This window comes from Nocardia pseudovaccinii (assembly GCF_050942345.1).
Lineage (GTDB): Bacteria > Actinomycetota > Actinomycetes > Mycobacteriales > Mycobacteriaceae > Nocardia > Nocardia pseudovaccinii.
The window spans coordinates 5,338,123-5,363,958 of record NZ_CP192074.1; the positions used below are offsets into that span (position 1 = coordinate 5,338,123).

General features: G+C 66.5%; 26 protein-coding genes. 6 read left to right on the plus strand and 20 right to left on the minus strand.

The window, feature by feature from the left end; translation table 11 throughout:
- Positions 1-13: 13 nt before the first annotated feature.
- A complete protein-coding gene (locus ACQPZ2_RS24190; RefSeq protein ID WP_433520542.1) occupies positions 14-1,240 on the minus strand; it encodes an MFS transporter in 1,227 nt (408 codons plus the stop codon).
- Positions 1,240-1,881 carry a GntR family transcriptional regulator gene (locus ACQPZ2_RS24195; RefSeq protein ID WP_433520543.1) on the minus strand — a complete coding sequence of 214 codons (642 nt, stop codon included), beginning with the start codon at positions 1,879-1,881 and terminating at the stop codon, positions 1,240-1,242. Before ACQPZ2_RS24195 ends, ACQPZ2_RS24190 begins: the two co-directional genes overlap by 1 nt.
- A 102-nt stretch (positions 1,882-1,983) precedes the next feature.
- Here ACQPZ2_RS24195 and ACQPZ2_RS24200 point away from each other — a divergent pair, with 102 nt between their 5' ends.
- Complete coding sequence (locus tag ACQPZ2_RS24200; protein WP_433520544.1) at positions 1,984-2,514, plus strand: PadR family transcriptional regulator; 531 nt, start codon at positions 1,984-1,986, stop codon at positions 2,512-2,514.
- A 1-nt stretch (position 2,515) separates the two neighbouring features.
- Here ACQPZ2_RS24200 and ACQPZ2_RS24205 read toward each other — a convergent pair whose 3' ends face one another.
- From ACQPZ2_RS24205 to ACQPZ2_RS24225, 5 genes are all read right to left on the minus strand, one after another.
- Positions 2,516-3,259: a cobalt-precorrin-6A reductase gene (locus tag ACQPZ2_RS24205; RefSeq protein WP_433527509.1), complete on the minus strand. Its 744-nt coding sequence runs from the start codon at positions 3,257-3,259 to the stop codon at positions 2,516-2,518.
- Positions 3,256-3,837, minus strand: a complete 582-nt coding sequence (locus tag ACQPZ2_RS24210; RefSeq protein WP_433520545.1) for a hypothetical protein — start codon at positions 3,835-3,837, stop codon at positions 3,256-3,258. The genes ACQPZ2_RS24205 and ACQPZ2_RS24210 overlap by 4 nt, the downstream gene beginning before the upstream one ends.
- A gap of 94 nt (positions 3,838-3,931) precedes the next feature.
- On the minus strand, positions 3,932-5,191 hold the full coding sequence (gene cbiE / locus ACQPZ2_RS24215) for a precorrin-6y C5,15-methyltransferase (decarboxylating) subunit CbiE (RefSeq protein ID WP_433527510.1): 1,260 nt from the start codon (positions 5,189-5,191) through the stop codon (positions 3,932-3,934).
- Positions 5,170-5,925, minus strand: coding sequence for an SDR family NAD(P)-dependent oxidoreductase (locus tag ACQPZ2_RS24220; protein WP_433520546.1), 756 nt, complete (start codon positions 5,923-5,925; stop codon positions 5,170-5,172). The genes cbiE and ACQPZ2_RS24220 overlap by 22 nt, the downstream gene beginning before the upstream one ends.
- 43 nt (positions 5,926-5,968) lie before the next feature.
- On the minus strand, positions 5,969-6,493 hold the full coding sequence (locus tag ACQPZ2_RS24225) for a hypothetical protein (protein WP_433520547.1): 525 nt from the start codon (positions 6,491-6,493) through the stop codon (positions 5,969-5,971).
- 139 nt (positions 6,494-6,632) lie between these two features.
- Between ACQPZ2_RS24225 and ACQPZ2_RS24230 the strand changes: the two genes are divergently transcribed.
- Positions 6,633-7,043, plus strand: a complete 411-nt coding sequence (locus ACQPZ2_RS24230; protein ID WP_433520548.1) for a PPOX class F420-dependent oxidoreductase — start codon at positions 6,633-6,635, stop codon at positions 7,041-7,043.
- Between the two features lie 212 nt (positions 7,044-7,255).
- On the opposite strand, the gene ACQPZ2_RS24235 is transcribed toward ACQPZ2_RS24230, so the two are convergent.
- The gene (locus tag ACQPZ2_RS24235) at positions 7,256-8,383 is read right to left on the minus strand and encodes a M24 family metallopeptidase (RefSeq protein WP_433520549.1); all 1,128 of its coding nucleotides are present in this window, start codon (positions 8,381-8,383) and stop codon (positions 7,256-7,258) included.
- Positions 8,384-8,472: 89 nt separating this feature from the next.
- Here ACQPZ2_RS24235 and ACQPZ2_RS24240 point away from each other — a divergent pair, with 89 nt between their 5' ends.
- On the plus strand, positions 8,473-9,444 hold the full coding sequence (locus ACQPZ2_RS24240) for a 5'-3' exonuclease (protein ID WP_433520550.1): 972 nt from the start codon (positions 8,473-8,475) through the stop codon (positions 9,442-9,444).
- 256 nt (positions 9,445-9,700) lie between these two features.
- Here ACQPZ2_RS24240 and ACQPZ2_RS24245 read toward each other — a convergent pair whose 3' ends face one another.
- The 7 genes from ACQPZ2_RS24245 to ACQPZ2_RS24275 form a co-directional block, all read right to left on the minus strand.
- Positions 9,701-10,387, minus strand: a complete 687-nt coding sequence (locus ACQPZ2_RS24245) for a DUF4333 domain-containing protein (RefSeq protein ID WP_433520551.1) — start codon at positions 10,385-10,387, stop codon at positions 9,701-9,703.
- A 150-nt stretch (positions 10,388-10,537) separates the two neighbouring features.
- Complete coding sequence (locus ACQPZ2_RS24250; protein ID WP_433527511.1) at positions 10,538-13,282, minus strand: DEAD/DEAH box helicase; 2,745 nt, start codon at positions 13,280-13,282, stop codon at positions 10,538-10,540.
- The gene (gene tatC / locus ACQPZ2_RS24255) at positions 13,279-14,274 is read right to left on the minus strand and encodes a twin-arginine translocase subunit TatC (protein WP_433520552.1); all 996 of its coding nucleotides are present in this window, start codon (positions 14,272-14,274) and stop codon (positions 13,279-13,281) included. Before tatC ends, ACQPZ2_RS24250 begins: the two co-directional genes overlap by 4 nt.
- Before the next feature lie 104 nt (positions 14,275-14,378).
- Positions 14,379-14,654, minus strand: coding sequence for a Sec-independent protein translocase subunit TatA (tatA, locus tag ACQPZ2_RS24260; protein ID WP_040691476.1), 276 nt, complete (start codon positions 14,652-14,654; stop codon positions 14,379-14,381).
- Between the two features lie 130 nt (positions 14,655-14,784).
- Positions 14,785-15,822 (minus strand): 2-dehydropantoate 2-reductase, encoded by a 1,038-nt coding sequence (locus tag ACQPZ2_RS24265; RefSeq protein ID WP_433520553.1) that lies wholly within the window; start codon positions 15,820-15,822, stop codon positions 14,785-14,787.
- A gap of 22 nt (positions 15,823-15,844) precedes the next feature.
- A complete protein-coding gene (locus ACQPZ2_RS24270) occupies positions 15,845-16,864 on the minus strand; it encodes a helix-turn-helix transcriptional regulator (protein WP_433520554.1) in 1,020 nt (339 codons plus the stop codon).
- A 76-nt stretch (positions 16,865-16,940) separates the two neighbouring features.
- A complete protein-coding gene (locus ACQPZ2_RS24275; RefSeq protein ID WP_157124359.1) occupies positions 16,941-17,936 on the minus strand; it encodes a helix-turn-helix transcriptional regulator in 996 nt (331 codons plus the stop codon).
- An 88-nt stretch (positions 17,937-18,024) separates the two neighbouring features.
- Here ACQPZ2_RS24275 and ACQPZ2_RS24280 point away from each other — a divergent pair, with 88 nt between their 5' ends.
- Complete coding sequence (locus ACQPZ2_RS24280) at positions 18,025-18,321, plus strand: MTH1187 family thiamine-binding protein (RefSeq protein WP_433520555.1); 297 nt, start codon at positions 18,025-18,027, stop codon at positions 18,319-18,321.
- Positions 18,322-18,324: 3 nt separating this feature from the next.
- On the opposite strand, the gene pafA is transcribed toward ACQPZ2_RS24280, so the two are convergent.
- From pafA to dop, 5 genes are all read right to left on the minus strand, one after another.
- Positions 18,325-19,683, minus strand: a complete 1,359-nt coding sequence (gene pafA, locus ACQPZ2_RS24285) for a Pup--protein ligase (RefSeq protein WP_218007602.1) — start codon at positions 19,681-19,683, stop codon at positions 18,325-18,327.
- 175 nt (positions 19,684-19,858) lie between these two features.
- Positions 19,859-20,641, minus strand: coding sequence for a proteasome subunit alpha (gene prcA / locus ACQPZ2_RS24290; RefSeq protein ID WP_433520556.1), 783 nt, complete (start codon positions 20,639-20,641; stop codon positions 19,859-19,861).
- Entirely contained in the window at positions 20,638-21,504 is an 867-nt protein-coding gene (gene prcB, locus ACQPZ2_RS24295) for a proteasome subunit beta (RefSeq protein WP_433520557.1), read from the minus strand. The genes prcA and prcB overlap by 4 nt, the downstream gene beginning before the upstream one ends.
- A complete protein-coding gene (locus ACQPZ2_RS24300; RefSeq protein ID WP_014351559.1) occupies positions 21,501-21,695 on the minus strand; it encodes a ubiquitin-like protein Pup in 195 nt (64 codons plus the stop codon). Before ACQPZ2_RS24300 ends, prcB begins: the two co-directional genes overlap by 4 nt.
- A 347-nt stretch (positions 21,696-22,042) precedes the next feature.
- Complete coding sequence (gene dop / locus ACQPZ2_RS24305; RefSeq protein ID WP_063037178.1) at positions 22,043-23,542, minus strand: depupylase/deamidase Dop; 1,500 nt, start codon at positions 23,540-23,542, stop codon at positions 22,043-22,045.
- Between the two features lie 138 nt (positions 23,543-23,680).
- On the opposite strand from dop, the gene ACQPZ2_RS24310 reads away from it, so the two are divergent.
- Together ACQPZ2_RS24310 and ACQPZ2_RS24315 are read left to right on the plus strand one after the other, a co-directional pair.
- Positions 23,681-24,889 carry a DUF418 domain-containing protein gene (locus tag ACQPZ2_RS24310; protein WP_433520558.1) on the plus strand — a complete coding sequence of 403 codons (1,209 nt, stop codon included), beginning with the start codon at positions 23,681-23,683 and terminating at the stop codon, positions 24,887-24,889.
- Positions 24,890-25,074: 185 nt separating this feature from the next.
- On the plus strand, positions 25,075-25,833 hold the full coding sequence (locus ACQPZ2_RS24315) for a hypothetical protein (RefSeq protein WP_433520559.1): 759 nt from the start codon (positions 25,075-25,077) through the stop codon (positions 25,831-25,833).
- Positions 25,834-25,836: the final 3 nt, after the last annotated feature.

Here is a 25,836-nt window from a genome sequence, read left to right on the forward strand (position 1 = left end):
TCCCCGACGGCTTTCAGGCGCGGTAATTCACAACGATGAGCGCCAAGCATCCGGCCGCCCCCACTGCGGCGGCCGCGAACATTGTCGGGTATCCGAGGCCGAAAGATTGATGCAGGAATGCCAGCAGCGCGGGGATACCGAAGCCGAGGTAGCTGACGGAGTAGAACACCGCGGTCAGTCCAGCGAGGTCGTCGGGACGAGCAATCCGCTCGATCTCCTGCAGTCCGGCGACCAGCCCGATCCCATATCCGGCACCGAGCACAGCAGCGGTGACGACTGTGAGTCCCACGGCCAATGCGCTGGAAGCCCATGCGGCCGAGGTCATTCCACACACGACCAACGCCAGCGCGACAACTGCGGCACGGGCCGTCCCCGGTCGATCGATCCTTCGCGCCAGCGGTTGGATCGCGAAACCACAGCCCAGCGTGATCACCGTGATCAATGCCGAGAACGCGATCGGTGCACCGTGCACCTTCGGCGCCAGCAGAGTGGGCAGCACCGCATAAGCCGTTGCGGCAGAGGTGAACAACCACAGCGCGACCGGCAGCGCAACGCACCGGAACCTGCGATGCGCCGCGGCCGGAACCTTCGGACCATCGATCAGCCGACCCGAATTCCGCTGCGACGAGAGCGTTTCCGGCGCCCGTGCCACCCACACCGCCGCGATCAGGCACAGCATCACATTGATCAGATACGCCAACGTATTCGGCAGTGGAGCCCACTGCGCGAGCACACCCGCCACACCGGCACCGACGGCGAACCCACCGGTCAGGCTCATCGCCGAGCGTCGCGCCCCGGTCCCCGCGGGCAACTCCGGTCCGAACGGCGGCTGCGAAAGTTCACCGAGCCAACTGCTTCCCACCGCCATGGCCAGCCCGAGCGCCACCCCGCACAACACCCGTCCGGCCGACAACAGCGGCACCGATGCCGACCCGAAGGCCAGCAGCAGTGAACCGGCCGCACCGATCAACGGCGCCGGTCGCAGCAGCGCGCGACGGCCGTAACGGTCCGAGAGCGGTCCGCCGATCAGCAAGGCGGGCACGATGCCGAGCACATAGTCGAACAGCAGCAGGTCCACCGTGGTGACCGGCAGTCCGTTGCCCTTGTACATCACCAAAAGCGGCGTGAATTCGTTTCCGCCCCAGGCGATCGCGAACATCGCGGCCGCGACACCCCACCAATTCCGCATACCCTGCCGTGGTCTTGCCGACCCGATGTCGATGGCGAGCAGCGTTGCCATTACAGGCCTCTCATTTCCAGCTGATGCACGCCGGACATATGGTCCACGAGCGCGGTGGCGAATCCTGCCGCGTCGCCGACTTCGATCAGATGGGCCAGACAGGTGTGCTGCTCGATGATGCGGGCCGTATCGGTCGAACCCCGGTGCAGGGCAGCGCTGTTCATGCGACGCTGCCGCTCCCGCAGCGAGTCGTAGAACCCGGTGAGCAGCGGATTGCCCGCAGCGACCACATAGGTACGGTGAAAGTCGGTGTCCGCCACCGCGAATCGCTCGAAGTCCGCGGCAGCGGCCAACTCGCGCTGCCGGTCCAGCGAGGCATGCAGTTCGGCGATCAGCGCGGCCCGCTCCTGCGCGACCACCGCGCGCACCGCTCCGGCCTCCACGACATAGCGGGCATGTACGACGTGTTCGGCTTCGGCGGGCGGGATCGGCACCACCAGCGCGCCACGCTTGGGGTACAGCCGCATCCACCCCTCCACCTCGAGTCGCAGGAATGCCTCCCGCACCGGGGTCCTCGACATGCCGAGGTCGGTGGCGATCTCGCCCTCGCTGATCAGCTCACCACCCGGTAACACGCCGGTCAGGATGCGTTCCTTGACCTCGCGATAGGCGAGTTCGGCAGATGAATACGTCTTAGACACAAGTTGAATCTTAGCGACACGCCTCAGTAGCCCGACAGTGGCCGTGGACGAGAGTCGTATAACATTCCACTATGGAACGTTGAGAGTGAGAGGAGCAGTACATTGGCGAACACCTCGACACAACGCAAATCACTGAATTCCACGGCGGCCTCGCTGCTCGGATTTCTGCACGACGGTCCGATGTCGGGCTGGGATCTGGTCACCGAGGCCCAGGACCGGATCGGCGATTTCTGGACAATTACCCAAAGCCAGGTCTACCGCGAACTGGCCGCCATGGACGCGGCCGGACTCGTGGAAAAGGGTGAGATCGGGGCGCGCGAACGCACGCCGTATCAGATCACCGGCGCCGGTCGCGAAGCATTCCTCGAATGGATCGCTCGCGACCCCGGCGCGGAGACCATTCGGGTGCCGCTGCTGCTGACCCTGTCCTTCGGCAAGCACGTCGATCCCGATCATCTCGATCGAATCATCGCCGCCAACAAGGAAATTCACCGGCAGCGCCTCGACCGGTACCTCACCGACGACCACACCGATCTGTCCGCGTATCAACGCGCCACCCTCGAATTCGGCATCGGCTACGAGCGCACCGTACTCGCCTGGTTCGACCGCCTACCAGAACTGCTCGGCCGCTGAATCAGCGGGATGCTATCTCCCGCAACCACTTCCACGCCGCGTCGACGGATTCCACGACCACCGCGCCGGGCGGCAGTTCCGGGCGGTCTACGACGACCACGGGAAGGCCCGCCGAGCGAGCGGCATCCAGTTTGGCGGCGGTCTGATCGCCGCCACTGTCCTTGGTGACCAGCGCGTCGATCCGATGTTGCGTCAGCAGACGCCGCTCATCCGCGGGCGAGAAAGGCCCACGCGCGAGCAGCAGCTCGTGATGCGGCGGCAGCGCGCCGGTGGGCGGATCGATAGCACGAATCAAGAACCACTGCTCCGCCATGCCCGCGAAGGCGGCGACACCTTGGCGACCGATGGTCAGGAAGATGCGCTCCCCCAGCTCCGAAATCGCCTGCGCGGCCGCGTCGAGATCCGGCACCCGGATCCACCGATCACCGGGCTGTTCGGACCATCCCGGCCGCCGCACATGCAGTAGCGGCAAACCGAGATCCGTTGCGGCACCGGCCGCATTCGCACTGATCGTGCCCGCGAACGGATGTGTGGCATCGACGACCGCAGCGATTTCGTTGTCCGTCAACCACTTCCGTAGACCTTCGACACCGCCGAAGCCGCCGATCCGCACCGCCCCCTCCGGCAGCAGCGGGTCGCGAACACGACCGGCGAGCGAGGAGACGATATCGAATCCTCGCTCGCCGGAAGCGATGTGGGCGATTTCCCTGGCTTCCCGGGTGCCGCCCAGAATCAGAGTTTTCAGGGCTGCCCGCTGAAGTAGGCAATGCCAGCATTGATCAGGTTCGGACCACCCGCGATGAGCAGACCGATCAACGCACCCACCGGCAGACCGATGCCGAAGAAGAAGAATCCGATGATGCCGCCGATCACGGCACCGAGCGAGGCGCGCTGCAGTTCGCTGAAGAACCACTCCTGCGAGGAGATGGCCTCGGCGCTGATCGCGGCGGTCGGCGTGACATCCGGGGTGAGCGTCAGCTTCTGGCCCGCCGGGTCGATGGTGGCCGCGATCGGGATCAGCTGGTCCCGGACCTGGGCCTGCAGCGGAATCGAGGTGACGACCGCACCCTCGGCGTTCTTCACCGTGACGTACTTCTGATCGGCGTCCAGACTGAACGCGCCGCCGGTGACCGCCGCGACGATCGACTTGTCGACGAGTTGCACCGCGTAGTTCACACCGTGGTCCTCGCCTTGCGCGGCGGGCACGGCCTGGTTCTGCACGGCAGGCGCGGGTGCCGCCGGAGCGGCGCCGGACGTACCCGCCGCGATACCGGTGGCGGCGACGGCCATAATCGCGGTGGCGGCAAACTTCTTGTACTTCATAAATCTCCCCAATAGGACGCGGATCCGGCGATAACGTCCAGATCTCGGGCACCGACCCTACAGTCCGTTTCACCGGTGAAGCGAGGTTTCAGACCTAGCCGTCTTTCACAACTGCCCACTGCGCCACCGGCAATTGCGGCCGCCAGGTCGTGAACTTGCCGAGGGCTTCGGCCCGGTAAATCTGAAACTTCCGCAGTTCACCGCCGTGCGCGGCGGCCCAATTCAGTAGCAGTGCTTCGGATTCCGCCGTCACCGCATTCGCGACCAAGCGGCCACCCTGGCGCAGATGCGACCAGCATGTCTCGAGGACGCCATCTTGAGTGAGCCCGCCACCGATAAATATTGCGTCCGGAGGTGATGATTCGGTAGATTTTCCGACATCGGTGCGTATCTCTCCAAAAACACCGATGTATGGAACACCAAGGGCGGCGGCGTTGTCGGCGATCTGCCGCCGCCGGTGTTCGACTCGCTCGAAGCTGACCGCCCGACAGCTCGGATGCGTGCGGCACCATTCGATCGCGATACTGCCCGAACCCCCGCCGACATCCCACAGCAACTCCCCGGGCGCGGGTGCAAGCGCGGCCAGTGTCAGCGCCCTGACCTCGGATTTGGTGAGCTGACCGTCACCGCCGAAGAGCTCATCCGGCAGTCCGGGCACACGCGTCGCCCGCAGGTGCTTCGGGTCGGCGGCGCAGTCGATCGCGACGATATTGAGCGGGTCGCCCGCCGCGAACTCCCACCCCACCGCGCGATCGCGCACGACTCGTTCGCGCGGGCCGCCCAACTGCTCGAGGACGGTCAACATCGACTCCCCGAAACCGTTGTCCCGCAATAATCCTGCGAGTTGTTCCGATGTGTGCGCGTCCGCGCTCAGCACCAGCACCCGCCGCCCGTCCGCCAACTCGGGCAACACCGTCTCGACCGGCCGCCCCACCGCGCTGACCACCGGAGTTTCCGCCAACGCCCACCCCAGCCGTGCACACGCCAGCGATGCCGATGATGCCTGCGGAAATACCCGCAGGTGATCCGCGCCGAACAGCCGTGCCAACGTCACCCCGATGCCGTAGAACATCGGATCCCCACTGGCCAGCACACATATCTGCCGACCGGTGTGGTCGGCGAACAAACCGGGCAGTGCCGGGACCAACGGCGAAGGCCACTCCCGCCGCGCCACCGCGACGTCCCGCGGAATCAGCTCGAGTTGCCGCGCCGATCCGAAGACCACTTCGGCGGCCGAGACCGCTTCGCGCGCGGCCTCGCCGAGTCCGCTCCACCCGTCGGCGCCGATACCGACCACAGCGATCGGCGGCCCACTCCAGTGCGCACCGCCGTTCACCGCGGCATCCGGCGCCAGATGGGTTGGGGCAGCAGACGGATCGCGAAGATGACCGGACGCAGAATGCCGGGGACCCACACCCGACCGGCACGACGACGCAGGCCGCGCGCGACCGCATCCGCCACCTGGTCGGAAGTGCTGGACATCGGTGCCGGGTCCATGCCCTCGGTCATCCGGCCGATGACGAACCCGCAACGCAGCAGCAGCAGGTGAACACCGCTGCCGTGCAACGCATCCGCGAGCCCGCTGGCGAATCCGTCGAGACCCGCCTTCGCCGAACCGTAGACGTAATTGGCTCGCCGCACCCGCGCCCCCGCGAACGAGCTGAAGACGACGAGATGTCCGCTGCCCTGCGCCCGAAGCAGATTCGCGAGGATGGTGAGCACGCTGATCTGCGCGACGTAATCGGTGTGCACGACCGCGATCGCATGTGCCGGATCCCGTTCGGCCCGCGCCTGATCCCCGAGCACTCCGAATGCGACCACCGCGACCCCGATCCCCCCGTGCTCGGCCGCGATCTTCTCCAGCAGCGCGGGATGACTCGCCGTATCGTCCGCATCGAATTCGACGGTATGCACTGCCGTCGCCCCGGCTGCCGCAATAGCCGCACTCTCCTGGGGCAACTCCGCGCTGCGTCGCGCCGCGAGTATCACCACACGCCCCGGCGCCAGCCGTCGCGCCACCTCGAGCCCGATCTCACTGCGACCCCCGAGTACCAGCACCGGCCCCTCGGCAATTCCACGCGATCCCATGCCGCCAGTCTTTCACCCCACCCCGCTGTGCCGATCCGCCAGGTCAGACGATCTCGAGCTGATAGGAGGCCTCGACCCAGAAGCCGCCCGGCTCGTATTCACCGCCGAAGGTGAGGATGTAGTCGCCGCGGACCAGGTCGTCCAGCCTGCACCAGAGCCCCCATGCCGTCGCCTTGAAACGGCCGGTCACCTGGAACGGGCCGCCCGCTGCCGGGTTGATGGGGAATGCCCTGCGGTTGGTCACTTCCAGCAGCGGTAATGCGACGCCGTTCAGCTCGGCGTGGCCGCTCGCCGTCGGTACCACCGGCGGCCTACTACCGAATTGGAAAAACGACCTTTCGACCTTCTGGAAGATATTGAAGGCGGGAAAGAAGATCGGGCGACCGTAGGGCACGGTGCAGCTTCGGCTGACCTTGCCACCGAACGTTCCGGCGAGGAACCAGACATCGTCGGGCTGAGCTTCGGCCGCGCAGGCTCCGGTCTCGTCGCAGACCGGATTCTTGGCGATCGGAATCGACATGGCCCACTGCCACCATCGAGCGGCCAACTGGACATCCGTGCTCCGCATCCCTGAACCCCTCGATTGTCGATCTCGGCGCTCAGAATATCCGAGCACGCACGAAACACCGAACTGACCAGTCCGTACCGGAAGTGCGTACTCGGTATGTGCCGGTGCCGAGCGGCCCGCATACCGCTACGGTCAGGGGATGCCGACCAGCACCGCACAGCTGTCCACTGCCGCACTCGAATTCGTCGCCGAGCGACACCTCGCGACCCTGACCACCCTGCGCGCTGACGGTACGCCGCACGTGGTCGCGGTGGGTTTCACCTGGGATCCGGAAGCCGGGATCGCGCGAGTGATCACCAACGACGGCTCGGTGAAGGTGCGCAATGTCCGGCGCTCCGGCTACGCGGCAGTGAGCCAGGTGGACGGAATCCGCTGGATCACCCTGGAAGGCCCGGCCACGGTGCTCGACGATCCGGACAACGTCGCCGAAGCTGTCGACCGATACGCGGGCCGCTACCGAGTCCCCCGCGAGAACCCGACCCGCGTGGTCATCGCCATCCAAGTCCAGCGCGTACTCTCCAGCAGCACCCTCGCCCCCGCACCGGCCTGAACCACCGCCGACCTGACCTCGAACCCGAAGTCATTGCATCCCAGGGCATTTCGCCGCGCCGCGGCTTCCCGCGCCGCCTCTCAGCGTGCGCAGAATCATCGAGCCGGGGACGCCATCACTGTACTTGCGCGTTCGCCATGCCGCTCACAGCACAGTCGAATTCACCGCCGGTAGCAATGGCGCACCCAGCAGTCACGGAGACACAGCCCGGCTCAGAGCACGGTCAACCCATGCGGCCGCTGGTTCATCGACTCGCAGCCGTCTTCGGTGACCACGACGATGTCCTCGATGCGTGCGCCCCAATCGCCGCGGAAGTAGATCCCGGGTTCGATGCTGAAGGCCATGCCGGGTTCCAGGACCAGGCTGTTGCCTTCGACGATGTAGGGCTCCTCATGGACCGACAGGCCGATGCCGTGGCCGGTGCGGTGGACGAAGGCGGGGCCGAAACCGGCTTCGGTCAACAGGTTTCGGGCCGCGGCGTCGACGGATTCGGCGGTGACGCCGGGGCGGACAGCGGCGACCGCGGCAGCTTGGGCGCGCTCCAGTTCCTCGAATTGTGTGGCCACAGTGGACTCGGGCGCACCGAGGACGTAGGTGCGAGTCGAGTCCGAGTAGTAGCCGGGGTCGACCGGGCCGCCGATATCGATCACCACCACATCTCCGGCTTCGATGCGACGATCGGAGACGCCGTGGTGCGGGTCGGCGCCATGCGGGCCGCTGCCGACGATGACGAACGCCGCCTCGGTGTGCCCCTCCTCGACGATCGCCGCCGTGATGTCAGCGCCGACCTCGGCCTCGGTGCGCCCGACGCGCAGGAATTCACCCATCCGCGCATGCACCCGGTCGATGGCCGCACCGGCACGCCGCAGAGCCTCGATTTCGGCCTGGTCCTTGATCATTCGCAGTTCCCGCAGCACCGGCGTGGCCGAAGTGGGCAGTCCACTGACGGATTCGGCCAGCGGCAGTAGATGCAGTGCGGGCATGACATCGGTGACCGCGACCCGGGAGCCGACGTGCAGCGACGACTTCACGAGCTGATACGGATCGACGCCGTCGACCCAATCCAGCACCTGCAAACCGAGTTCACCCGCAGCCGAACCCTCCAGCGAAGCCAGTTCGAGCTTCGGAATCACCACCGAGGGGGTGGCGCCGTCGGCCGTGATCACCAGACAAGTCAGTCGCTCGAAGGACTCCGCCGCCGAGCCGATGAGATAGCGCAGATCCGGCCCCGGCGTGATCAATAGCGCGTCCAGATGAGCGGCGCGCATCAACTGCACCGCCCGCTCGAGTCGATCACCGTAGACATCCGCCGCGAATCGGGACTCCGTGTGCGAGCTCATACCGTGCGACGTTACCCGCCCCCGACATCAACCCGAATATGAATACCGATCACCCGAGGTTGTCGTTGCGGACAGGTAGCCTCAGCGGCGTGAACACTGCGACTTCCGGTGGGCCCCTGCTGTTGCTCGATGGCGCGAGCCTGTGGTTCCGCGCGTTCCACGCGATTCCGGAGAAGATCACCGCACCCGACGGCCGATCGGTGAACGCCCTGCGCGGCTTCACCGATATGGTCGCCTCGCTCATCACCAAGCACAAGCCGAGCCGGTTGGTCGTCTGCCTGGACCTGGAATGGCGCCCCGCATTCCGGGTGGCGCTGGTGCCGACCTACAAGACCCACCGTCTCGACACCACCGTCGATGCGGCACCCGGCGCCGAGGAGGTGCCGGACACCTTGACCCCGCAGGTCGAGATGATCCTCGACGTGCTCGCCGCGGCAGGCATCGCCACCGGCGGCGCGATCGGACTCGAGGCCGACGACGTGCTCGGCACCCTGGCCACCCGCGAGCGCACCGATCCGGTGGTGGTCGTCAGTGGCGACCGTGACCTGCTCCAACTCGTCCGCGACGATCCGGCACCGCCGGTGCGCGTGCTCTACGCTGGTCGCGGTCTGGCCAAGGCCGAATTGTTCGGCCCCGCCGAGGTGTCCGCGAAATACGGTGTGCCACTGGAGAATGCGGGCCCGGCCTATGCGGATATGGCGACCCTGCGCGGCGACTCCTCCGACGGCTTGCCCGGCGTCGCAGGTATCGGCGAGAAATCCGCCGCGATGCTCATCTCCCGCTTCGGCTCCCTCGACGCGCTCACCGCGGCCGTGGACGATCCCGCAGCCGATATGGCCCAGGGCATCCGCGCCAAACTCCGCGCCGCCGAGACCTACCTGAAAGCCGCCGCCCCGGTCACCCGCGTGGTCTGCGACGCCGATGTGGAGCTGTCCTGCCCCGACACCCTGCCCACGACCCCCACCGACCCGGACCGCCTCCGCGAACTGGCCACCGCCTACAACGCGGAAAGCCCCATCACCCGCCTGATCGCGGCACTGACCGCGGCGCACTCGGGGTGACCGCACCGATCGTCACGCACAAGCGCGAGGCCTCGCATACCCGGTAACGACCTCGCATAGGTTGCACGGCTTGTGCGAGGCCGTCGCTACCTCTGCGCCACCAGGCGAACAGCTCGGCGGTGCGCCGCCCGACTCAGCAGTTGGACCTACCTGAGGAGTACCTGGTCGCGCCAACGTACCCGTGCTCGCCTACCAGGCCCGCGCAGCGGGGTCGCCCCACCGACGCCCGCTCGCCGACCTGCCGACCGAAGAACCGTCAGTTCGGACGGCCGACCTCGTAGGTTCCGTCGTCCTTGGTGATCTTGACGGAGACCTTCTTCTGCTCGCCGCTGACCTTCAGGTCACAGGTGAAGGTCGCGTCGACCTTGACCTGCTGGCCGGAGGGGCAGGAGACATCGGCGACGTCCTGGATTCCGTAAGAATCCGAGAGCACCTTCTTGACGCCGTCCTGAACGGCGGCCTGGTCGAGCTCGTCCTTGCTGGTCAGGACGAGCACCAGCACCACGATGGCGCCGATGACGGCGAGCGCGAGCACACCAAGGCCGATGAACAGGCCCTTGCTCTTACCGCCGCTGCTCGGCTGCGGGGTCTGCGGCTGCCACGGCTGCTGCTGGCCCTGCTGCCAGGGCTGTTGCTGCCCCTGCTGCGCGGACCAGTCCTGCTGGGTCGGCTGCTGCCCCCACTGCGGCTGACTCGGCTGGCTGGGCTGGGGCTGGCCCCACTGCGGCTGGCTGGGCTGGCTCTGCGGATTCGGCTGACCCCACTGCGGCTGTTGCGCGTTCGGATCGCCCCACTGCTGAGTCGGCTGCGCCTGCGGGGTACCACCCCACTGCTGAGTAGGCCCGGCTGCACCGGGTGCCTGCTGTCCGCCCCACTGCTGGGTGGGATCGTTGCGTCCCTCCCCGGGACCAGGGGCGTCGTTCGGTCCGTACGGGCCGCTCATCTGGTTGCCTCCACTCGCATCGTTATACACACGGTAGCCCCCCGCGTGAGACTCGTCGCACAACAGGACCAATCCGGTATGAGGTGCGATCCTGTCCGACTCCTCCGCCACGGTCGGTACGCGAAAGAAATCAAATCACAATCGAATCGGCTACGCGGCGTCCACGGCTACGACACCCCGTCGGATCGCGCGGACGGCCTTGGCCGCGGTCCCGGCGATCTCCACATCGTCAGCGGTTCCATGGATCTGATCGAGCAGATCGATCACCTGTCGGCACCACCGCACGAAATCGCCCGCGGACAGCGGCGCGTTCTGATCACCGCTGGCCAGCAACGACTCGGCCAACCCATCGCCGCGCGCCCATTTGTAAACACCTGTCACGAAACCGAGATCCGGTTCACGGGTGGGCGGCAGCTTGTGCCGTGCCTCATCGGAGCGCAACTCGCTCCACACCCCGACGGTCGCGCCGATGGCACGGCGAATCGGTTCGGTCGGCCCGCTGGCTCCGAGATAGCCGCCCTCCTGGCGGGATTCGTACACCAGAATAGAGACCACCGCCGCCAATTCGGCCGGACCGAGCCCGCGCCACAGTCCCTGCCGCAGACATTCGGCGACCAGCAGATCGCTTTCGGCGTAGATCCTGGCCAGCCGCCGTCCGTCGGCGGTCACCTCGCCCGCGTCCACGAACCCGCGTTCCTCGAGCAGGCCGAGGATCCGGTCGAAGGTGCGCGCCAGCGAATTGGTGGTCGCGGCAACCTTCTGGCGCATCGTCTCGGTCTCGCGCAGCAGCCGGTTGTAGCGCTCGCCGACCCGGCTCATCTGCTCGCGATCGGGCCGCGTATGCGCCGGATGCGAACGCAGACTGCGCCGCAATGTCGACAGCTCGCGGTCCTCGCCCGCCTGCGAACGGTCACCGCGCCGCGGCCGGCCCGGCGCCGAGATCCCGGTGCTGCGCAACGCCGACGCCAGATCGCGCCGAGTCCGTGCCGTGCGGTGATCGATCTTGCGCGGCAGCCGCATATGCCCCAGTGTCTTCGCGGGCACCGGGAAATCGGCGACCGATACCCGACCCGCCCACTTGTCCTCGGTCAGTACCAGCGGACGCGGATCCCCCGGTGTGGCATCCGGCTCCAGAATCACCGCGAGGCCCGCCCGCCGCCCGGACGGAATGGCCACCACATCGCCGCGCCGCAGGGATACCAGCGCGTCGACCGCGGCCCCGCGCCGATCGGCCCGACCCTGCTGTGCGATCTGACGTTCACGCTGCTTGATCCGCTCGCGCAGGGAAATGTATTCCAGGAAGCCGCCGTCCTCGCCGCCGAGCTGATCGCGCAATTTGCGTAACTGCCCCTCATTGCGCTCGATCCCGCGCACCAGCCCTACCACCGACCGGTCGGCCTGGAACTGTGCGAAAGACCGCTCGAGCAGTGCCCGCGACTCGTCCGCGCCCATCCGATCGATCAGATTGATCGACATGTTGTAGCCCGGCCGGAACGAACTACGCAGCGGATAGGTCCGGGTGGAGGCGAGCCCGGCGACCGCACTGGTGTCGACCTCGGGCTGCCACAGCACCACCGCATGGCCCTCGACGTCGATCCCGCGCCGCCCGGCCCGACCCGTGAGCTGCGTGTACTCCCCCGGCGTCAGCTCGGCGTGTGACTCGCCGTTGTACTTGACCAGCCGCTCGAGCACCACCGTCCGCGCGGGCATATTGATGCCCAAAGCCAGTGTCTCCGTGGCGAATACGGCCCGCACCAGACCGCGCACGAACAATTCCTCGACGGTATGCCGGAAGGCGGGCAGCATGCCCGCGTGATGCGCGGCCAGGCCGCGATGCAGCGCCTCGCGCCACTCCCAGTAGCCGAGCACCTCCAGATCGCCCTTGGGCAGATCCCCGGTGTGCTTCTCGATGATCGCGTCGATCTCTTCCGTCTCGGCGTCACGGCTGTGTTTACCCACCCCGTCGACTCCGCCGACTGCCGTCCCCCTGAGATCCAGTCGCGAACGCAGGCATTGGGCAAGCGCCCCATCGCATCCGGCTCGACTGAAGATGAAGGTGATCGCGGGCAGCAGCCCTTCCTCATCGAGCTTGGCCAGCACCTCCGGCCGCGGCAACGGCCGGAAGTTGCGGTTGCCACCGCGACCGCGCGGTCCACCCCAGCCGTTCATCCGGTCCGCCGCCTCACGGTGGCGGATATAGCGCACCAGATCCTCGTCGACGAGCACCTTCTGCTCGCTGGAGTCGGTATCGAACAGATCGAACATCCGCCGCCCGACCATGACGTGCTGCCACAGCGGCACCGGACGGGTCTCGTCCACGACCACCGCGGTATCGCCGCGCACGGTTTCCATCCACGCGCCGAATTCCTCGGCATTGCTGACCGTCGCGGACAGGCTGACCAGCCGCACATCCGGCGGCAGGTGCAGGATGACCTCCTCCCAGACCGCGCCGCGGAAGCGGTCGGCGAGGTAGTGCACCTCGTCCATCACCACGTACGACAGCCCGCGCAGCGCGTCCGAGGAGGCGTAGAGCATATTGCGCAGCACCTCGGTGGTCATCACGACCACCGGCGCGTCCGGGTTGATCGACTGGTCACCGGTGAGCAGTCCGACCTGGTCGCGCCCGTGCCGCTCGGTCAGGTCGGCGAACTTCTGGTTCGACAGCGCCTTGATCGGTGTGGTGTAGAAACACTTTCCGCCCGCTGCCAACGCGAGGTGCACCGCGAATTCGCCGACGACGGTCTTACCCGCGCCGGTCGGGGCACAGACCAGCACGCTGTGCCCACCCTCGAGGGCTTTACACGCATTGCGCTGGAAGGGATCCAACCCGAAAGTCAGCTCGGCGGAGAACTTTGCCAGCTCGCCCGCCTGCGACTGGTGATACGTCACGGTCAGAGGGTATCGGAGTAGTCCGACATCGGGGGATGGTCGCCGGCGGAGCCGGCGGGGTGGGTAGGCATAGCTCGCGCCGATTTCTCCGCCGGATCCATGATCGAATCAGCGGGGTTGATCGGCTCGGGACCGGAGATCGTGGAGGCTTCCTCATCCGCCAGCGCCGCCAATTCCTCGGCCTCCCGACGTGCGCGCCGCTTGTCGTTGATCCGGGAGAACTGGATGGCGACCTCGAACAGCACCGTCAGGGCCAGCGCCAAGGCCAGCATGGAGAACGGATCCTGCGGGGTGACGATCGCGGCGAAGACGAAGAGCCCGAAGACGATTCCGCGCCGCCATTTGGCGAGCTTGTCGTAGTGCAGCACCCCGACCAGATTCAATCCGACTACCAGCAGCGGGATTTCGAAGCTGACACCGAAGATGACGAGCAGCTGGATGATGAAGCTGAAGTATTGCGTACCGCTCAGCGCGGTGATCTGCGCGTTGTTGCCGATATTCAGCAGGAAGCTCAACGCGTGCGCGACAACCCAATACGCGAGTACGGCGCCCGTCACGAACAGTGCGCTACCGGAGGTGACGAAGCCGACTGCGTACTTGCGTTCCTTCGCATACAGACCGGGCGTGATGAAGGCCCAGATCTGATACAGCCACACCGGGGCAGCCAGTACCACGCCCGCCGTCATACCGACCTTCAACCGCAGCATGAACTGTTCGAAGGGAGCGGTCGCCAGCAGACGACAGGCGCCGTCCGTGGTGAGCACGGCTCGTGACGAGGCGGGCAGGGAACAGTAGGGTCCGGTCAGCAGCGAACCGAGGCTTTCGATGCCGAAGATCGTGTGCGCGTACCAGAAGAAGCCGAACAGCGTGGTGATGACGACCGCGGCAATCGAGATCAGCAGCCGACGGCGCAGCTCCTGCAGATGCTCGACCAACGACATGGTGCCGTCGGGATTCGTCCTGCGCTTACTGCGCCGGGGATCGAACGGGATTCGCATGGTGGTGTGTTGGCCCCTGGGGTCGACGGTGCCCGCAGCGGTCGGCGGGCAACAGCACTAGGCCCGGAGCGAGTTCGCTACTCACCCCGGCGGCAAGGCTGGGCTCAGAGCGACTTCGGCTGGGCCTGGGGCTCGGCCTGCGGCTGCGCGACCGTCGGCTGGACCGCCGAGGCCTGCGGCAGTTCGGCGGCCGGTTGCTGCACCGGTGCCGCACTTGCCTGTGCGCTGCTGCTCTCGTTCTGCATCTGGCTGACTTCGCTCTTGAAGATGCGCAGCGAGCGGCCCAGGCTGCGGGCGGCATCGGGCATACGCTTCGCGCCGAAGAACATCACGAAGACCGCGGCGATGATCAGCCAGTGCCAGATGCTCAGACTGCCCATAATTAAACCTCCAAAGAATGTGGTAGCTCCGATGCTACCGGACTATGACATGCGAGAACGCCCGCGTCGGTGCGCGTTCGCTGTGCGTTCAACCGCACTTGTACGACACGAAGTCCGCGGCCCGCGGGGTTCAAGATCGCCCTGCGGCCGTTCGCAGTTGCTCCAGCAGTTCCGGTCCGGTCCAGTCGCGGCGGTCGCCGTGTTCGGCGGCCACGATCAGTTCGATGAGACGCTGGTTGACCGGTGTCGGCAGGCCCACCATCGCGCCGAGGCTCACGATCTCCCCGCACAACCAGGAGATTTCGGTCTTGCGACCGAGTTCGAGGTCATCGGCCATGGACGAGCGCGCCTCCGGATCGATGGCCAGTACGGTCGCGGCGACCCGGCGGAAGATCCCGTCCGGAACAGTCAGCAGCCGAGCCATCCACTCCGGCGGCAGCGGCGTCAGCCGGGCGGGGCGAATTCGCGCCCTGTGCATCGCGGCGAGCGCCTCACGCTGGGTGAGGGCCAGGCAGCGCCGGAAGTCGCGGTCGGACAGTTCCTCGCGCAGCGGCCTGCCGGACAGCGCATTGATCGGGTTGTTGAGGTTCAGCAGCAGTTTCGCCCATTGCACCGGCAGCAGGTCCGGATACCGCCGCAGTGCCAGACCGGCCCGCGCGAATACGTCGGTGAACTGTGCGAGCGCCGGATCGTCCTGCACCGCCAGCCCGCCCTCGGTACCGCGATGGAACCGGCCGTCGGGCTGGTGCACGACGTTGAACATCACCATGCCTGCCAGCACCACGCAGGTGGGCAGGATCTCGCGGATCACCGCGTCGTTGCCGATCCCGTTCTGCAGGCTCAGCACCGGGGTGCCGGGGCGGATCTTGCCGTCGAGATCGCGCACCGCCGCCGCGGTCGCGGCCGACTTCACCGTGACCAGCACCAGATCGGCGGACCCGACATCCTCCGGCGCGGTCGATAACCGCACCGCATCCCCCGCCACCGCGACGTCACCGCCGTCGAGGTCGGTGAGCCGCAGCCCGGACGCGCTGATCTCGTCCAGCACCCGCTGGCGGCCGACGAATGTGACATCGGCGCCGGCCGCCGCCAGCTTTCCGCCGACAAAGGAGCCGATACTTCCGGCGCCCAGGACCAGCACCCGAGCGGGTGCTACCACCTCACTCACGCCGTTCCAGCCTCCGTGCGATTCATCTGGTCTCCAGGAAGCCGGCCGCTTCGTACGCGGCCAGCGCGGCGTTCGAGCGTTCGCGCACCGCGGTGATCAATTCGGGCGGGCCGAGCACCGTGACGCCGGAACCGAAGCCCAGCAGCAGCCGCGCCATCCAGTCCATGGTGGCGAAGCGCATGGTCGTCTCGATGCTGCCGTCCGGGTGCACCGCCATCCGGTGCATCGGGTATTGATCGAGCACCCAACCGTAATCGCCGCGAATGCGCAAGCGTGCCAACGGAACCGCGGGATCGTCCTGGAACAGGTCGAGTGCGGCGGCCTCCGCGGTCGCATGGCTCGGCGGCCGGGCGGGCTCGTCGAGTTCGGTGGCCGCCTCGATCCGATCGAAGCGGAACAGTCGCACTCCTTCGGCCTCGCGGCACCAGGCTTGCAGGTAACTGTTGTTGTCCACCAGGACAATCCGAATGGGATCGACGACGCGCTCGGATACGACATCGCGACTCGCCGAGTAGTAGACCAGTCGCAGCGCGCGCTGGCCGGCCAGCGCGGAACGCACCGTCGAGACCGCAGGCGCCTCGGTCGGCAGGTGTTCGCGGGCCTCGTCGACGGTCTTGCCGCCGACGATGGCCGATTCCAGTTTCGCGATCGCCGCATGCGCCGCGGTCGGATCGACCATGCCCGGCATATCCACGATCGAGCGCAGCGCCACCAGCAATGCGGTCGCCTCGGTGGAGGTCAGCCGCAGCGGCCGGTCGATGCCCGCCGAGAAGGTGACCTCGATGCTCTCCTCGGAGAACGACAGGTCGATCAGGTCGCCTGGCCCGTAGCCGGGTAGGCCGCACATCCACAGCTGGTTGAGATCGCTCATCAGCTGTTTGGTTGTCACGCCGAGATCGGCGGCGGCCTCGGCGGCACTGATCCCCGGGTTGGCGATGAAGTACGGAATCATGTTGAGCAACCGTGAGAGCCGAACCGAAAGTCGACTGCGCTCGGCTGTGCCTGTCGTCCGCTCGGCTGCACCTGGCTTTCGCTCGCTCATGCCTGCGCCTCGCTGACGCTCGGCTCCGGCACGAGCGAGTGCTCGACTGTATCTATTGTTCGCTCGCTGCGCTCGCTCATGCGGTGACCTCCGTGTGGTCGAAGACCGAACGCAATCGCGCAACCACGTCCGCGCGCAGTTCCTCCGGTGCGAGCACTACGGCATCTGGACCGAGTCCGGTGATCAAGCGCGCCAACCAATCTCGGGATCGGATGGGCAATTCGACGACCACGCCGTGGCGTTCGCCGATGGTGCGCTCTTCCAGCACGGGCCCGAGTCGACGGATCTCACGGCCGTGGCCGTCTGCCACCCACACCGTCGCGGTGCCGGTCACCGGGGCGCTGCCGGTGACCGTGCCGACGATCTCACGCAGATCCACGCCCTCGGGCTTGCCGACCGCATTGGGCGGGCCGTAGGCGGTCACATCGTCGCCGATGCGCGATAGCCGAAAGCTGCGGACCGCCTCCCGGTTCCGATCGTGCCCGACCAGATACCAGCGGCCGTTGTGGGTGACCACACCCCACGGCTCCACATCACGCATGACATACGGCTCGTTGATCGCACCCCGATGTTCGAACCGCACCGCCTGACCGGCATCGATCGCGGCCAGCAGTTTGCCGAGTACCGCATCCGAGCCACGGGTGCGCGCCGGGACCGCGGGCACAGAGGCCACCGCGGCATCGGTCTCGACGTGGATCCCGGCCGCACGCAACTTCAACAGCGCGCCCTCGGCCGCGGCCGCCAGCTCCGGCGACTCCCACATCTGCACCGCGACCGCGACCGCCGCCGCTTCCTCACTGGTCAGATCGATATCGGGTAGTTCGTAGGCGTCACGGTTGATCCGATAGCCCTCCACCGTCGAAAATCGGCTCACCTGCCCGACCTCCAAGGGAATCCCCAGGTCACGCAGCTCGTTCTTATCGCGTTCGAACATTCGGCTGAACGCCTCGTCGCTGGCCGAATCCTCGTACCCCGCGACGCTGTCCCGAATCCGCTCCGCGGTCAGGAATTGCCGGGTCGACAGCAGCGCGATGACCAGATTCATCAGCCGCTCGACCTTGGATATCGCCACTCGACATAGGGTAATCGGCCGCCCGCCGCGACCGCGCGTCGGCGCGCGATTCACCCCGATCCGGTTCGCGCGCGGCCATTATGGAGCCATGATCATCGCGTTCTCAGTCACACCGCTCGGCGAGGGCGTCGACGTCGGCCGAGCCGTCGCCGAAGCCGTCCGCATCGTGCGAGCCAGCGGTCTGCCCAATCGCACCGACGCCATGTTCACCACGATCGAAGGCGAATGGGACGAGGTCATGGCCGTGGTCAAAGCCGCGACCGACGCCATCCTCGCCGCGGCGCCCCGCTGCAGCCTCGTCCTCAAAGCCGATATCCGCCCGGGCGTCACCGACGCCATGACCTCGAAGGTCGAGACCGTCGAGCGCTACCTCGCCGAGGAGTAGCGCTTACATCGAGGCGATCAGTCGATCCACTCGTTCGTCGACAGAGCGGAACGGGTCCTTGCACAAGACCGTGCGCTGGGCCTGATCGTTGAGCTTGAGGTGCACCCAGTCGACGGTGAAGTCACGGCCCGCTTCCTGGGCGGCGGTGATGAAATCGCCGCGCAGTTTGGCGCGCGTGGTCTGCGGCGGGGTGTCCACGGCGGCGTCGACGGCCTCGTCCTCGGTGACGCGCTTGGCCAGACCCTTGCGCTGCAGCAGGTCGAAGACGCCGCGGCCGCGCTTGATGTCGTGGTAGGCCAGATCGAGCTGGGCGATCTTGGGATCGGAAAGCTCCATGCCGTAGCGGTCCTGATAGCGCTGGAAGAGCTTGCGCTTGATCACCCAGTCGACCTCGGTGTCGACCTTGGCGAAGTCCTGCGCCTCGACCGCGTCCAAGGTGCGGCCCCACAGATCGACGACCTGGTCGATATTGGGGTCGCGGTCGCGGTTGCGCAGGTGCTCGACGGCGCGGGCGTAGTACTCGCGCTGGATGTCGAGCGCACTCGCCTGGCGTCCGCCGGCGAGCCGGACCGGACGACGACCGGTCAGGTCGTGGCTGACCTCGCGGATGGCGCGAATCGGGTTGTCCAGGGCGAAATCGCGGAACGAGACGCCCGCCTCGATCATCTCCAGCACCAGCGCCGCCGTGCCGACCTTCAGCATGGTGGTGGTCTCGGACATATTCGAGTCACCGACGATCACATGCAGACGCCGGTACTTCTCCGCGTCGGCGTGCGGCTCGTCGCGGGTGTTGATGATCGGGCGCGAGCGGGTGGTCGCCGAGGAGACGCCCTCCCAGATGTGCTCGGCCCGCTGGGACAGGCAGAACGTGGCCGCCTTCGGCGTCTGCAGCACCTTGCCCGCACCGCAGATCAGCTGACGTGTGACCAGGAACGGCAGCAGCACATCCGAGATCCGGGAGAACTCGCCGGCCCGCACGACGAGGAAGTTCTCGTGGCAGCCGTAGGAGTTGCCCGCGGAGTCGGTGTTGTTCTTGAACAAGTAGATGTCGCCGCCGATGCCTTCCTCCGCGAGGCGCTGTTCGGCGTCGATCAGCAACTCCTCCAGCACGCGCTCACCGGCCCGGTCGTGAGTGACCAGCTGCGCCAAGTTGTCGCACTCTGCGGTGGCGTACTCCGGATGTGACCCGACATCGAGGTAGAGCCGAGCACCGTTGCGGAGGAACACGTTAGAGCTACGGCCCCAGGAAACTACCCGGCGGAATAGATACCGGGCCACCTCGTCGGGGCTGAGCCGACGGTGTCCGTGGAAGGTGCACGTCACACCGAATTCGGTCTCGATCCCCATGATTCGTCGCTGCACACTATCGACATTACAGCCATGTCATGTGCTCGCGTGGGGCTGCGGACAACCCCGGTGCATACGTCTTCACAACGATTTCGCACGTGAGCGAAATGTTCGGCGGAAAACTACCGGCCGAAACGAAGGCCCTCCCGAAAAATCGGGAGGGCCTTCGTACTCGAACTATGGAGGTGGACTACTCCGATTCGGGAGCGTCCTCGGACTTCGCCTCGGCGGGCGCCGCCTCGGCCTTGTTCGCCGACTTGCCGCCGTTCAGCAACTGGTCCAGGGCCGCGCCCGCGACCCGGCGGAATGCCCGCCGCGGTCGCGCCTGTTCGAGGGTGGCGACCTCGAGCGAACCCACCCCGAGCACCCGCTTGTCCTTGTCGGCGGCACCCTCGGGCACCCCGGCCTTCAGAGCCTTCACAGCCACGCCGACCGCACCGGCCAGATCGAGTCCGGGCTGGTAGGAGGTCTTCAACGCGGTCATGATTGGCTCGGTCGTACCGCCCATCACCACATATTCGCGCTCGTCCACGATCGAGCCGTCGAAGGTGATCCGGTACAGCACCGATTCCGGTGACTGTTCCGGGTAGCCGACCTCGGCCACGCAGATCTCCACCTCATAGGGCTTGAGCTGATCGGTGAAGATCGTGCCGAGGGTCTGCGCGTAGGCATTGGCCAGGCCACGACCGGTGACATCGCGCCGGTCGTACTGGTAGCCCTTCAGGTCGGCCTGCAGGATGCCGCCTCGGCGCAGTGCCTCGAATTCGTTGTACTTGCCGACAGCCGCGAACCCGACGCGGTCGTACAGCTCGCTCACTTTGTGCAGTGTCGCGGAGGGATTCTCCGCGACGAACAGCACACCCTTGTCGTAGGTCAGCACGATCACACTGCGACCGCGAGCGATGCCCTTGCGCGCGAGCTCGGTCTTGTCGCGCATGATCTGTTCGGCCGACGCGTAATACGGCAGTGTCATGCTGAGGCACTCCCCTCTTCCGCGGCCTCGCGATCGGCGACGATCGCCCGCGTGATCTCCTCCAACCGCGATTCGGTCACCTCGTCGGCGCCCTCGTCGTCGATGACGATGGCCGTCGGGTAGATGCCGCGCACCAGATCCGGTCCGCCGGTGGCGGTGTCGTCGTCGGCCGCGTCGAAGAGCGATTCGACGGCGATCCGCAATGCGCGATCCTCATCGATTCCCTTGGCGTACAGCTTTTTCAACGACGACTTCGCGAACATCGAACCCGAACCGACAGCGGTGTAACCGAACCGCTCCTCACTGCGCCCGCCGACCACGTCGTAGGACACGATGCGACCGGCCTTGTCCGGATCGGTGGCGTGCTGGTCGTAGCCGACCAGCACCGGAACCACCGCCAGACCCTGCAGCGCGGCAGGGAGGTTGTCGCGCACCATCTTCGACAGCTTGTTGGCCTTGCCGTCGAAGGTCAGCGAGACACCCTCGATCTTCTCGTAGTACTCCAGCTCGACGGCGAACAATCGCACCATCTCGATGGCCATGCCCGCGGTGCCCGCGATACCGGCCGCCGAATAGGTGTCGGTGATGTACACCTTCTCGATATCCCTGCTGGCCAACAGGTTTCCCTGGGTGGCCCGCCGGTCACCGGCGATCAGCACACCACCGCGGAACGAGACCGCCACGATGGTGGTTCCGTGCGGAGCCAGGTCCTTCGCGGCGGTGCCACCGGAGATTCCGGTGGCACCGTCGATCGCGCCGAATCGGTTGCCAGGCAACAGTTCCGGTGCGTGCATGCGCAGGTGCTCGGTGAATGACGAGAGGGCGTGCCCCGGGTGGAGACGCAAGGGGTCACCTGCTGTCACTGGCCGCCCTTCTGCACATACGCGCGAACGAAGTCTTCCGCGTTCTCCTCGAGCACATCATCGATCTCGTCGAGCAGGTCGTCGGTATCCTCCGCCAGTTTTTCGCGGCGCTCCTGACCGGCGGCGTCAACGCCCTCCGGACCCTCGTCCTCGTCGCCGCCCCCGGCGCGCTTGGTCTGCTCTTGTGCCATGGCAGCCGACCTCCTCTGTCCTCATCATGACCAGGGCTCCATTCTGAGCACGACCCTGATCATGAGCAATGTCCGTGCCCGTACATCAACACTACCCAGCCGCCCTGACAACGTGCTGAGTTATTGGCCGCGCGGGCGCGGCGTGTTCTGTGTCTTTGGCCGCGTGACCGCGACCCGTTCGCGGCCCCCTGGTGTCTCGCGTCCGAGCCGTCGAGACTCGCGCCTGCGGCGCGTGCGCTTCGACGACTCGGACGCGAGACGGGCCGCGAACGGGTCGCTCGTAAGACTCGCTCCGTCGTGGTTGGGATCGCGAAATCGTTGCTACCTGGGCTTATTCGCGCGACTTACTAAGTGGTCAGCTGTTCGACCAACTCGGCGGCGGTATGCACACCGTCGAGCAGCTTGCCGACGTGGGCCCGGGTGCCGCGGCGCGGTTCCAGGGTGGGGATGCGCACGAGCGAGTCGCCGCCCAGGTCGAAGATCACAGAATCCCAGCTGGCCGCTGCGATATCGGCACCGAATCGACGCAGACATTCGCCGCGGAAGTAGGCGCGGGTGTCGGTCGGCGGCTTGGTCATCGCGTCGAGCACCTGCTGCTCGTTGACCAGGCGTTTCATCGAGCCGCGCGCGACCAGGCGGTTGTAGAGGCCCTTGTCCAGGCGGACGTCGGAGTACTGCAGGTCCATCAGGTGCAATTTGGGCGCGGCCCAGCTCAGACCCTCGCGCTTGCGCATCCCCTCGAGCAAGCGCAGCTTGGCGGGCCAGTCGAGCAGATCGGCGCATTCCATCGGATCGCGTTCCAGCAGATCCAGCACATTGGCCCAGTTCTCCAGGATGTCCTTGACCCGCTCGTCGTCGTTGCCGCTGCGGGCCACGAACTTCTCCACCCGGTCCAGGTAGATGCGCTGCAGCGCCAGCCCGGTGAGTTCACGACCATCGGTGAGCGCGACGGTGGCGCGCAGGGTCGGGTCGTGGCTGATCTGGTGGACGGCGGTGACCGGGCGGGCCAGCTGCAGATCCGACAGATCCTCGCCTGCCTCGATCAGATCCAGTACCAGCGCGGTGGTGCCGACCTTGAGGTATGTGGACATTTCGGCGAGGTTGGCGTCGCCGATGATGACGTGCAGGCGGCGGTATTTGTCCGCATCGGCGTGCGGTTCGTCGCGGGTGTTGATGATGCCGCGCTTGAGCGTGGTCTCCAGACCGACCTCGACCTCGATGTAGTCGGCGCGCTGGGACAGCTGGAATCCGGCGTGATCACCGGACTGGCCGATGCCGACCCGGCCGGAACCGCAGATCACCTGGCGCGAGACGAAGAACGGGGTGAGCCCGACGATGATCTGGTTGAACGGGGTGTCGCGGCTCATCAGGTAGTTCTCATGGGTGCCGTAGGAGGCGCCCTTACCGTCGACATTGTTCTTGTACAGCTGCAATCGCGGCGCACCCGGCACACTCGACGCGTGCCGCGCGGCCGCCTCCATGACCCGTTCGCCGGCTTTGTCCCAGATGACCGCATCCAGCGGATCGGTGACCTCGGGTGCGGAGTACTCCGGATGGGCGTGGTCGACGTAGAGCCGGGCGCCGTTGGTGAGGATCATATTGGCCGCGCCGACCTCGTCGGCGTCGATCACGGGGGCCGGACCGTTCATCCGGCTCAGGTCGAAGCCGCGGGCGTCGCGCAGCGGCGATTCCACCTCGTAATCCCAGCGCGTGCGCTTCGCGCGCGGTACCCCCTCCGCGGCGGCATACGCGAGAACCGCTTGGGTGGAGGTGAGAATCGGGTTGGCCGACGGCTCGGTGGGTGTGGAGATGCCGTATTCGACCTCGATACCGATGATGCGCTGCATACCGTCGAGCCTAGGCGACGCGTGCCTGCCGCCGGTCGCGACCGGCGGCATCGGCGATCTCGGGTGACCTCGATGTCATACCGATGGTGGTACTTCCGGAGGATACGGGCAGGCCGCGGCGGCCGGGATATTCGGAATATGACCGATTCGATCGCCGAAATCACGGGGCGCCACCGCAAGTCGGATGAACCGAGCGTCACCCAGCCGAAGAATCCCCCGCGGTTGGTCGCCCTGGACGTATTGCGCGGCATCGCGATCCTCGGCACGCTCGGCACCAATATCTGGATCCTCACCCATCCCGAGGGCATCGTTGGATATATCGACGAATTGGGCAGCCCGGCGACCGGCTGGATGTGGTCGCAGCGAGTACTGCAGCAACTCGCGCAGGGCAAGTTCCTCGGGCTGCTGACCATCATGTTCGGCATCGGCCTGGCCATCCAGCAGGGCTCGGCGGTGCGGGCCGGCCGACGGTGGCCGGGCAGCTATCCGTGGCGGGCCGGGCTGCTGTTCCTCGACGGTGTGCTGAACTTCGTGTTCGTCGCGGAATTCGATGTGCTGACGGGTTATGCGGTGACCGGATCGGTCGTCGCCTTCATTCTCGCGACAAGTGAACGCGCGCAACGTCGTTGGCTGACCATCGCGGCCGGATTCCATATTGCCGTGCTGACACTCATCGGCATCGCGCTGGCCTTTGCGAACCAACAGGATTCGACGCCGCGGGCGCCGCTGGATCCGAATCCCTATGCGGACGGGTCGTTCTGGGATCTGGTGCTGTTCCGACTGCAGAACGCGGGCATGTTCCGGTTCGAACCGATCTTCGTCTTCCCGATGTCGATCGCGCTGTTCCTCGCGGGTGCGCAGTTGTTCCGGGCGGGAGTGTTCCGACCGGAGGGTGCGCGGATACGTAGGCGGCTCATGATCATCGGATTCGCTGTCGCCGCGCCGATCGATCTGGCGGTCGGTGTGCTCGGCGGCGATCTGGTCTTGCTGACCAGGTACGGCACCGCCCCGTTCGTCGCCTTCGGCCTGCTCGCGCTGGTCGCGGAGTTCTACCTGCGTCGTCCGCGGGTCGGATTCGCCGGCAGGCGGCTCACCAAGGTCGGGCGGATGGCCCTGAGCTGCTACATCCTGCAGAATCTGGTCGCTTCCGTGTTGTGCTACGGGTGGGGTTTCGGGCTTGCGGCTCGCGTCTCCCCTGACGCTCGGGTGCCGTTCACCGTGGGTATCTACCTGCTGGTCGCGCTGATCATCGTGACTCTCGCGCACCTGTGGTTGCGCCGGTTCGAGCGCGGTCCGGTCGAGTGGGTGTGGAATCTCAGCTACCGCGCGCTGGCCCGCGAACACTGAGCCACCGCACGTTTGCGCACATCGCCGCAGTTCAAGACCCGAAACCGGTGCGTATGCGACCGGATGCGGCCGAGGAGAACACGAGTAGCGGACTACTCGTGTTCTTTCCGCGTCGGTGCTGGATGCTGACGCGACGTCACCGAACTGCGTCGACGTATCGATTTCAGATGCACAGGAGGTGCGTGGTGTCGGAACCGGCCCGAGCAATGAGTAAGGACCACGCGTTCGCCGAACTCGAACGTCTCGCGAACGATGACCTGATCCGTTTCGACGGGCCCGCGTCACCGGCTCTGGTCGGATTCGCAGGTTTCGACCCACACTCCGGCCGGCCGCTACCGGGCAGTCTCGCCGGGGTGGTCATCCGCCACGGCAACACCCCGCTGGCACCGCAACACCTGGATTCGCGAAATGCGTTGGCACTGGTCCGATTCTGCCGATTCCTCTCGGCGAATTTCGGCGTCACCGAGTTGCACACCCTCGGGGTAGAGGGCCGCGGATCGCATCCCGACGACTGCCACGGCCAGGGCCGCGCCGTGGATTTCGCCGGTGTCACCATGCCGGTCGGGGACGTATCGCGCAAAATCACCGTGGCAGCGCATTGGGGCACCGTCGAGACCGCCGTGACACCCGGCGGAACATGGCCGCGCGGCACCGGATCCCGGGTGCGCTACCGGCTCGACGAACCCGATGCGAGTCCGCTCGGCGATCCCGACGGCGATCTGTTCGTCGCCGACTTCTTCCGCAGCGTCTATGATTTCGCAGCGGGTGAATGGCAGGACTGCTCGGACAGTCCCGATCCCGCGACTGCGATCTCCGGCATCGGCGATCCGAGTTTCATCCTGCACCCCGACCATCCGGACGACCATCCGCTCCCGGCCACGTCCGGTCGCGCGGCCCATATCGATCACGTCCACTTCCAGATCGGCAAGTCCGGGACCGAGTAGGTG

Excerpts from the sequence above, each read along its gene's own strand:
- ACQPZ2_RS24190 (WP_433520542.1), bottom strand. The coding sequence starts at position 1,240 with ATGGCAACGCTGCTCGCCATCGACATCGGGTCGGCAAGACCACGGCAG.
- ACQPZ2_RS24210 (WP_433520545.1), bottom strand. The coding sequence starts at position 3,837 with ATGAAGTACAAGAAGTTTGCCGCCACCGCGATTATGGCCGTCGCCGCC.
- ACQPZ2_RS24220 (WP_433520546.1), bottom strand. The coding sequence starts at position 5,925 with ATGGGATCGCGTGGAATTGCCGAGGGGCCGGTGCTGGTACTCGGGGGT.
- ACQPZ2_RS24225 (WP_433520547.1), bottom strand. The coding sequence starts at position 6,493 with ATGCGGAGCACGGATGTCCAGTTGGCCGCTCGATGGTGGCAGTGGGCC.
- ACQPZ2_RS24230 (WP_433520548.1), top strand. The coding sequence starts at position 6,633 with ATGCCGACCAGCACCGCACAGCTGTCCACTGCCGCACTCGAATTCGTC.
- ACQPZ2_RS24235 (WP_433520549.1), bottom strand. The coding sequence starts at position 8,383 with ATGAGCTCGCACACGGAGTCCCGATTCGCGGCGGATGTCTACGGTGAT.
- ACQPZ2_RS24245 (WP_433520551.1), bottom strand. The coding sequence starts at position 10,387 with ATGAGCGGCCCGTACGGACCGAACGACGCCCCTGGTCCCGGGGAGGGA.
- tatC (WP_433520552.1), bottom strand. The coding sequence starts at position 14,274 with ATGCGAATCCCGTTCGATCCCCGGCGCAGTAAGCGCAGGACGAATCCC.
- tatA (WP_040691476.1), bottom strand. The coding sequence starts at position 14,654 with ATGGGCAGTCTGAGCATCTGGCACTGGCTGATCATCGCCGCGGTCTTC.
- ACQPZ2_RS24270 (WP_433520554.1), bottom strand. The coding sequence starts at position 16,864 with ATGAGCGAGCGAAAGCCAGGTGCAGCCGAGCGGACGACAGGCACAGCC.
- ACQPZ2_RS24280 (WP_433520555.1), top strand. The coding sequence starts at position 18,025 with ATGATCATCGCGTTCTCAGTCACACCGCTCGGCGAGGGCGTCGACGTC.
- prcA (WP_433520556.1), bottom strand. The coding sequence starts at position 20,641 with ATGACACTGCCGTATTACGCGTCGGCCGAACAGATCATGCGCGACAAG.
- ACQPZ2_RS24300 (WP_014351559.1), bottom strand. The coding sequence starts at position 21,695 with ATGGCACAAGAGCAGACCAAGCGCGCCGGGGGCGGCGACGAGGACGAG.
- dop (WP_063037178.1), bottom strand. The coding sequence starts at position 23,542 with ATGCAGCGCATCATCGGTATCGAGGTCGAATACGGCATCTCCACACCC.
- ACQPZ2_RS24310 (WP_433520558.1), top strand. The coding sequence starts at position 23,681 with ATGACCGATTCGATCGCCGAAATCACGGGGCGCCACCGCAAGTCGGAT.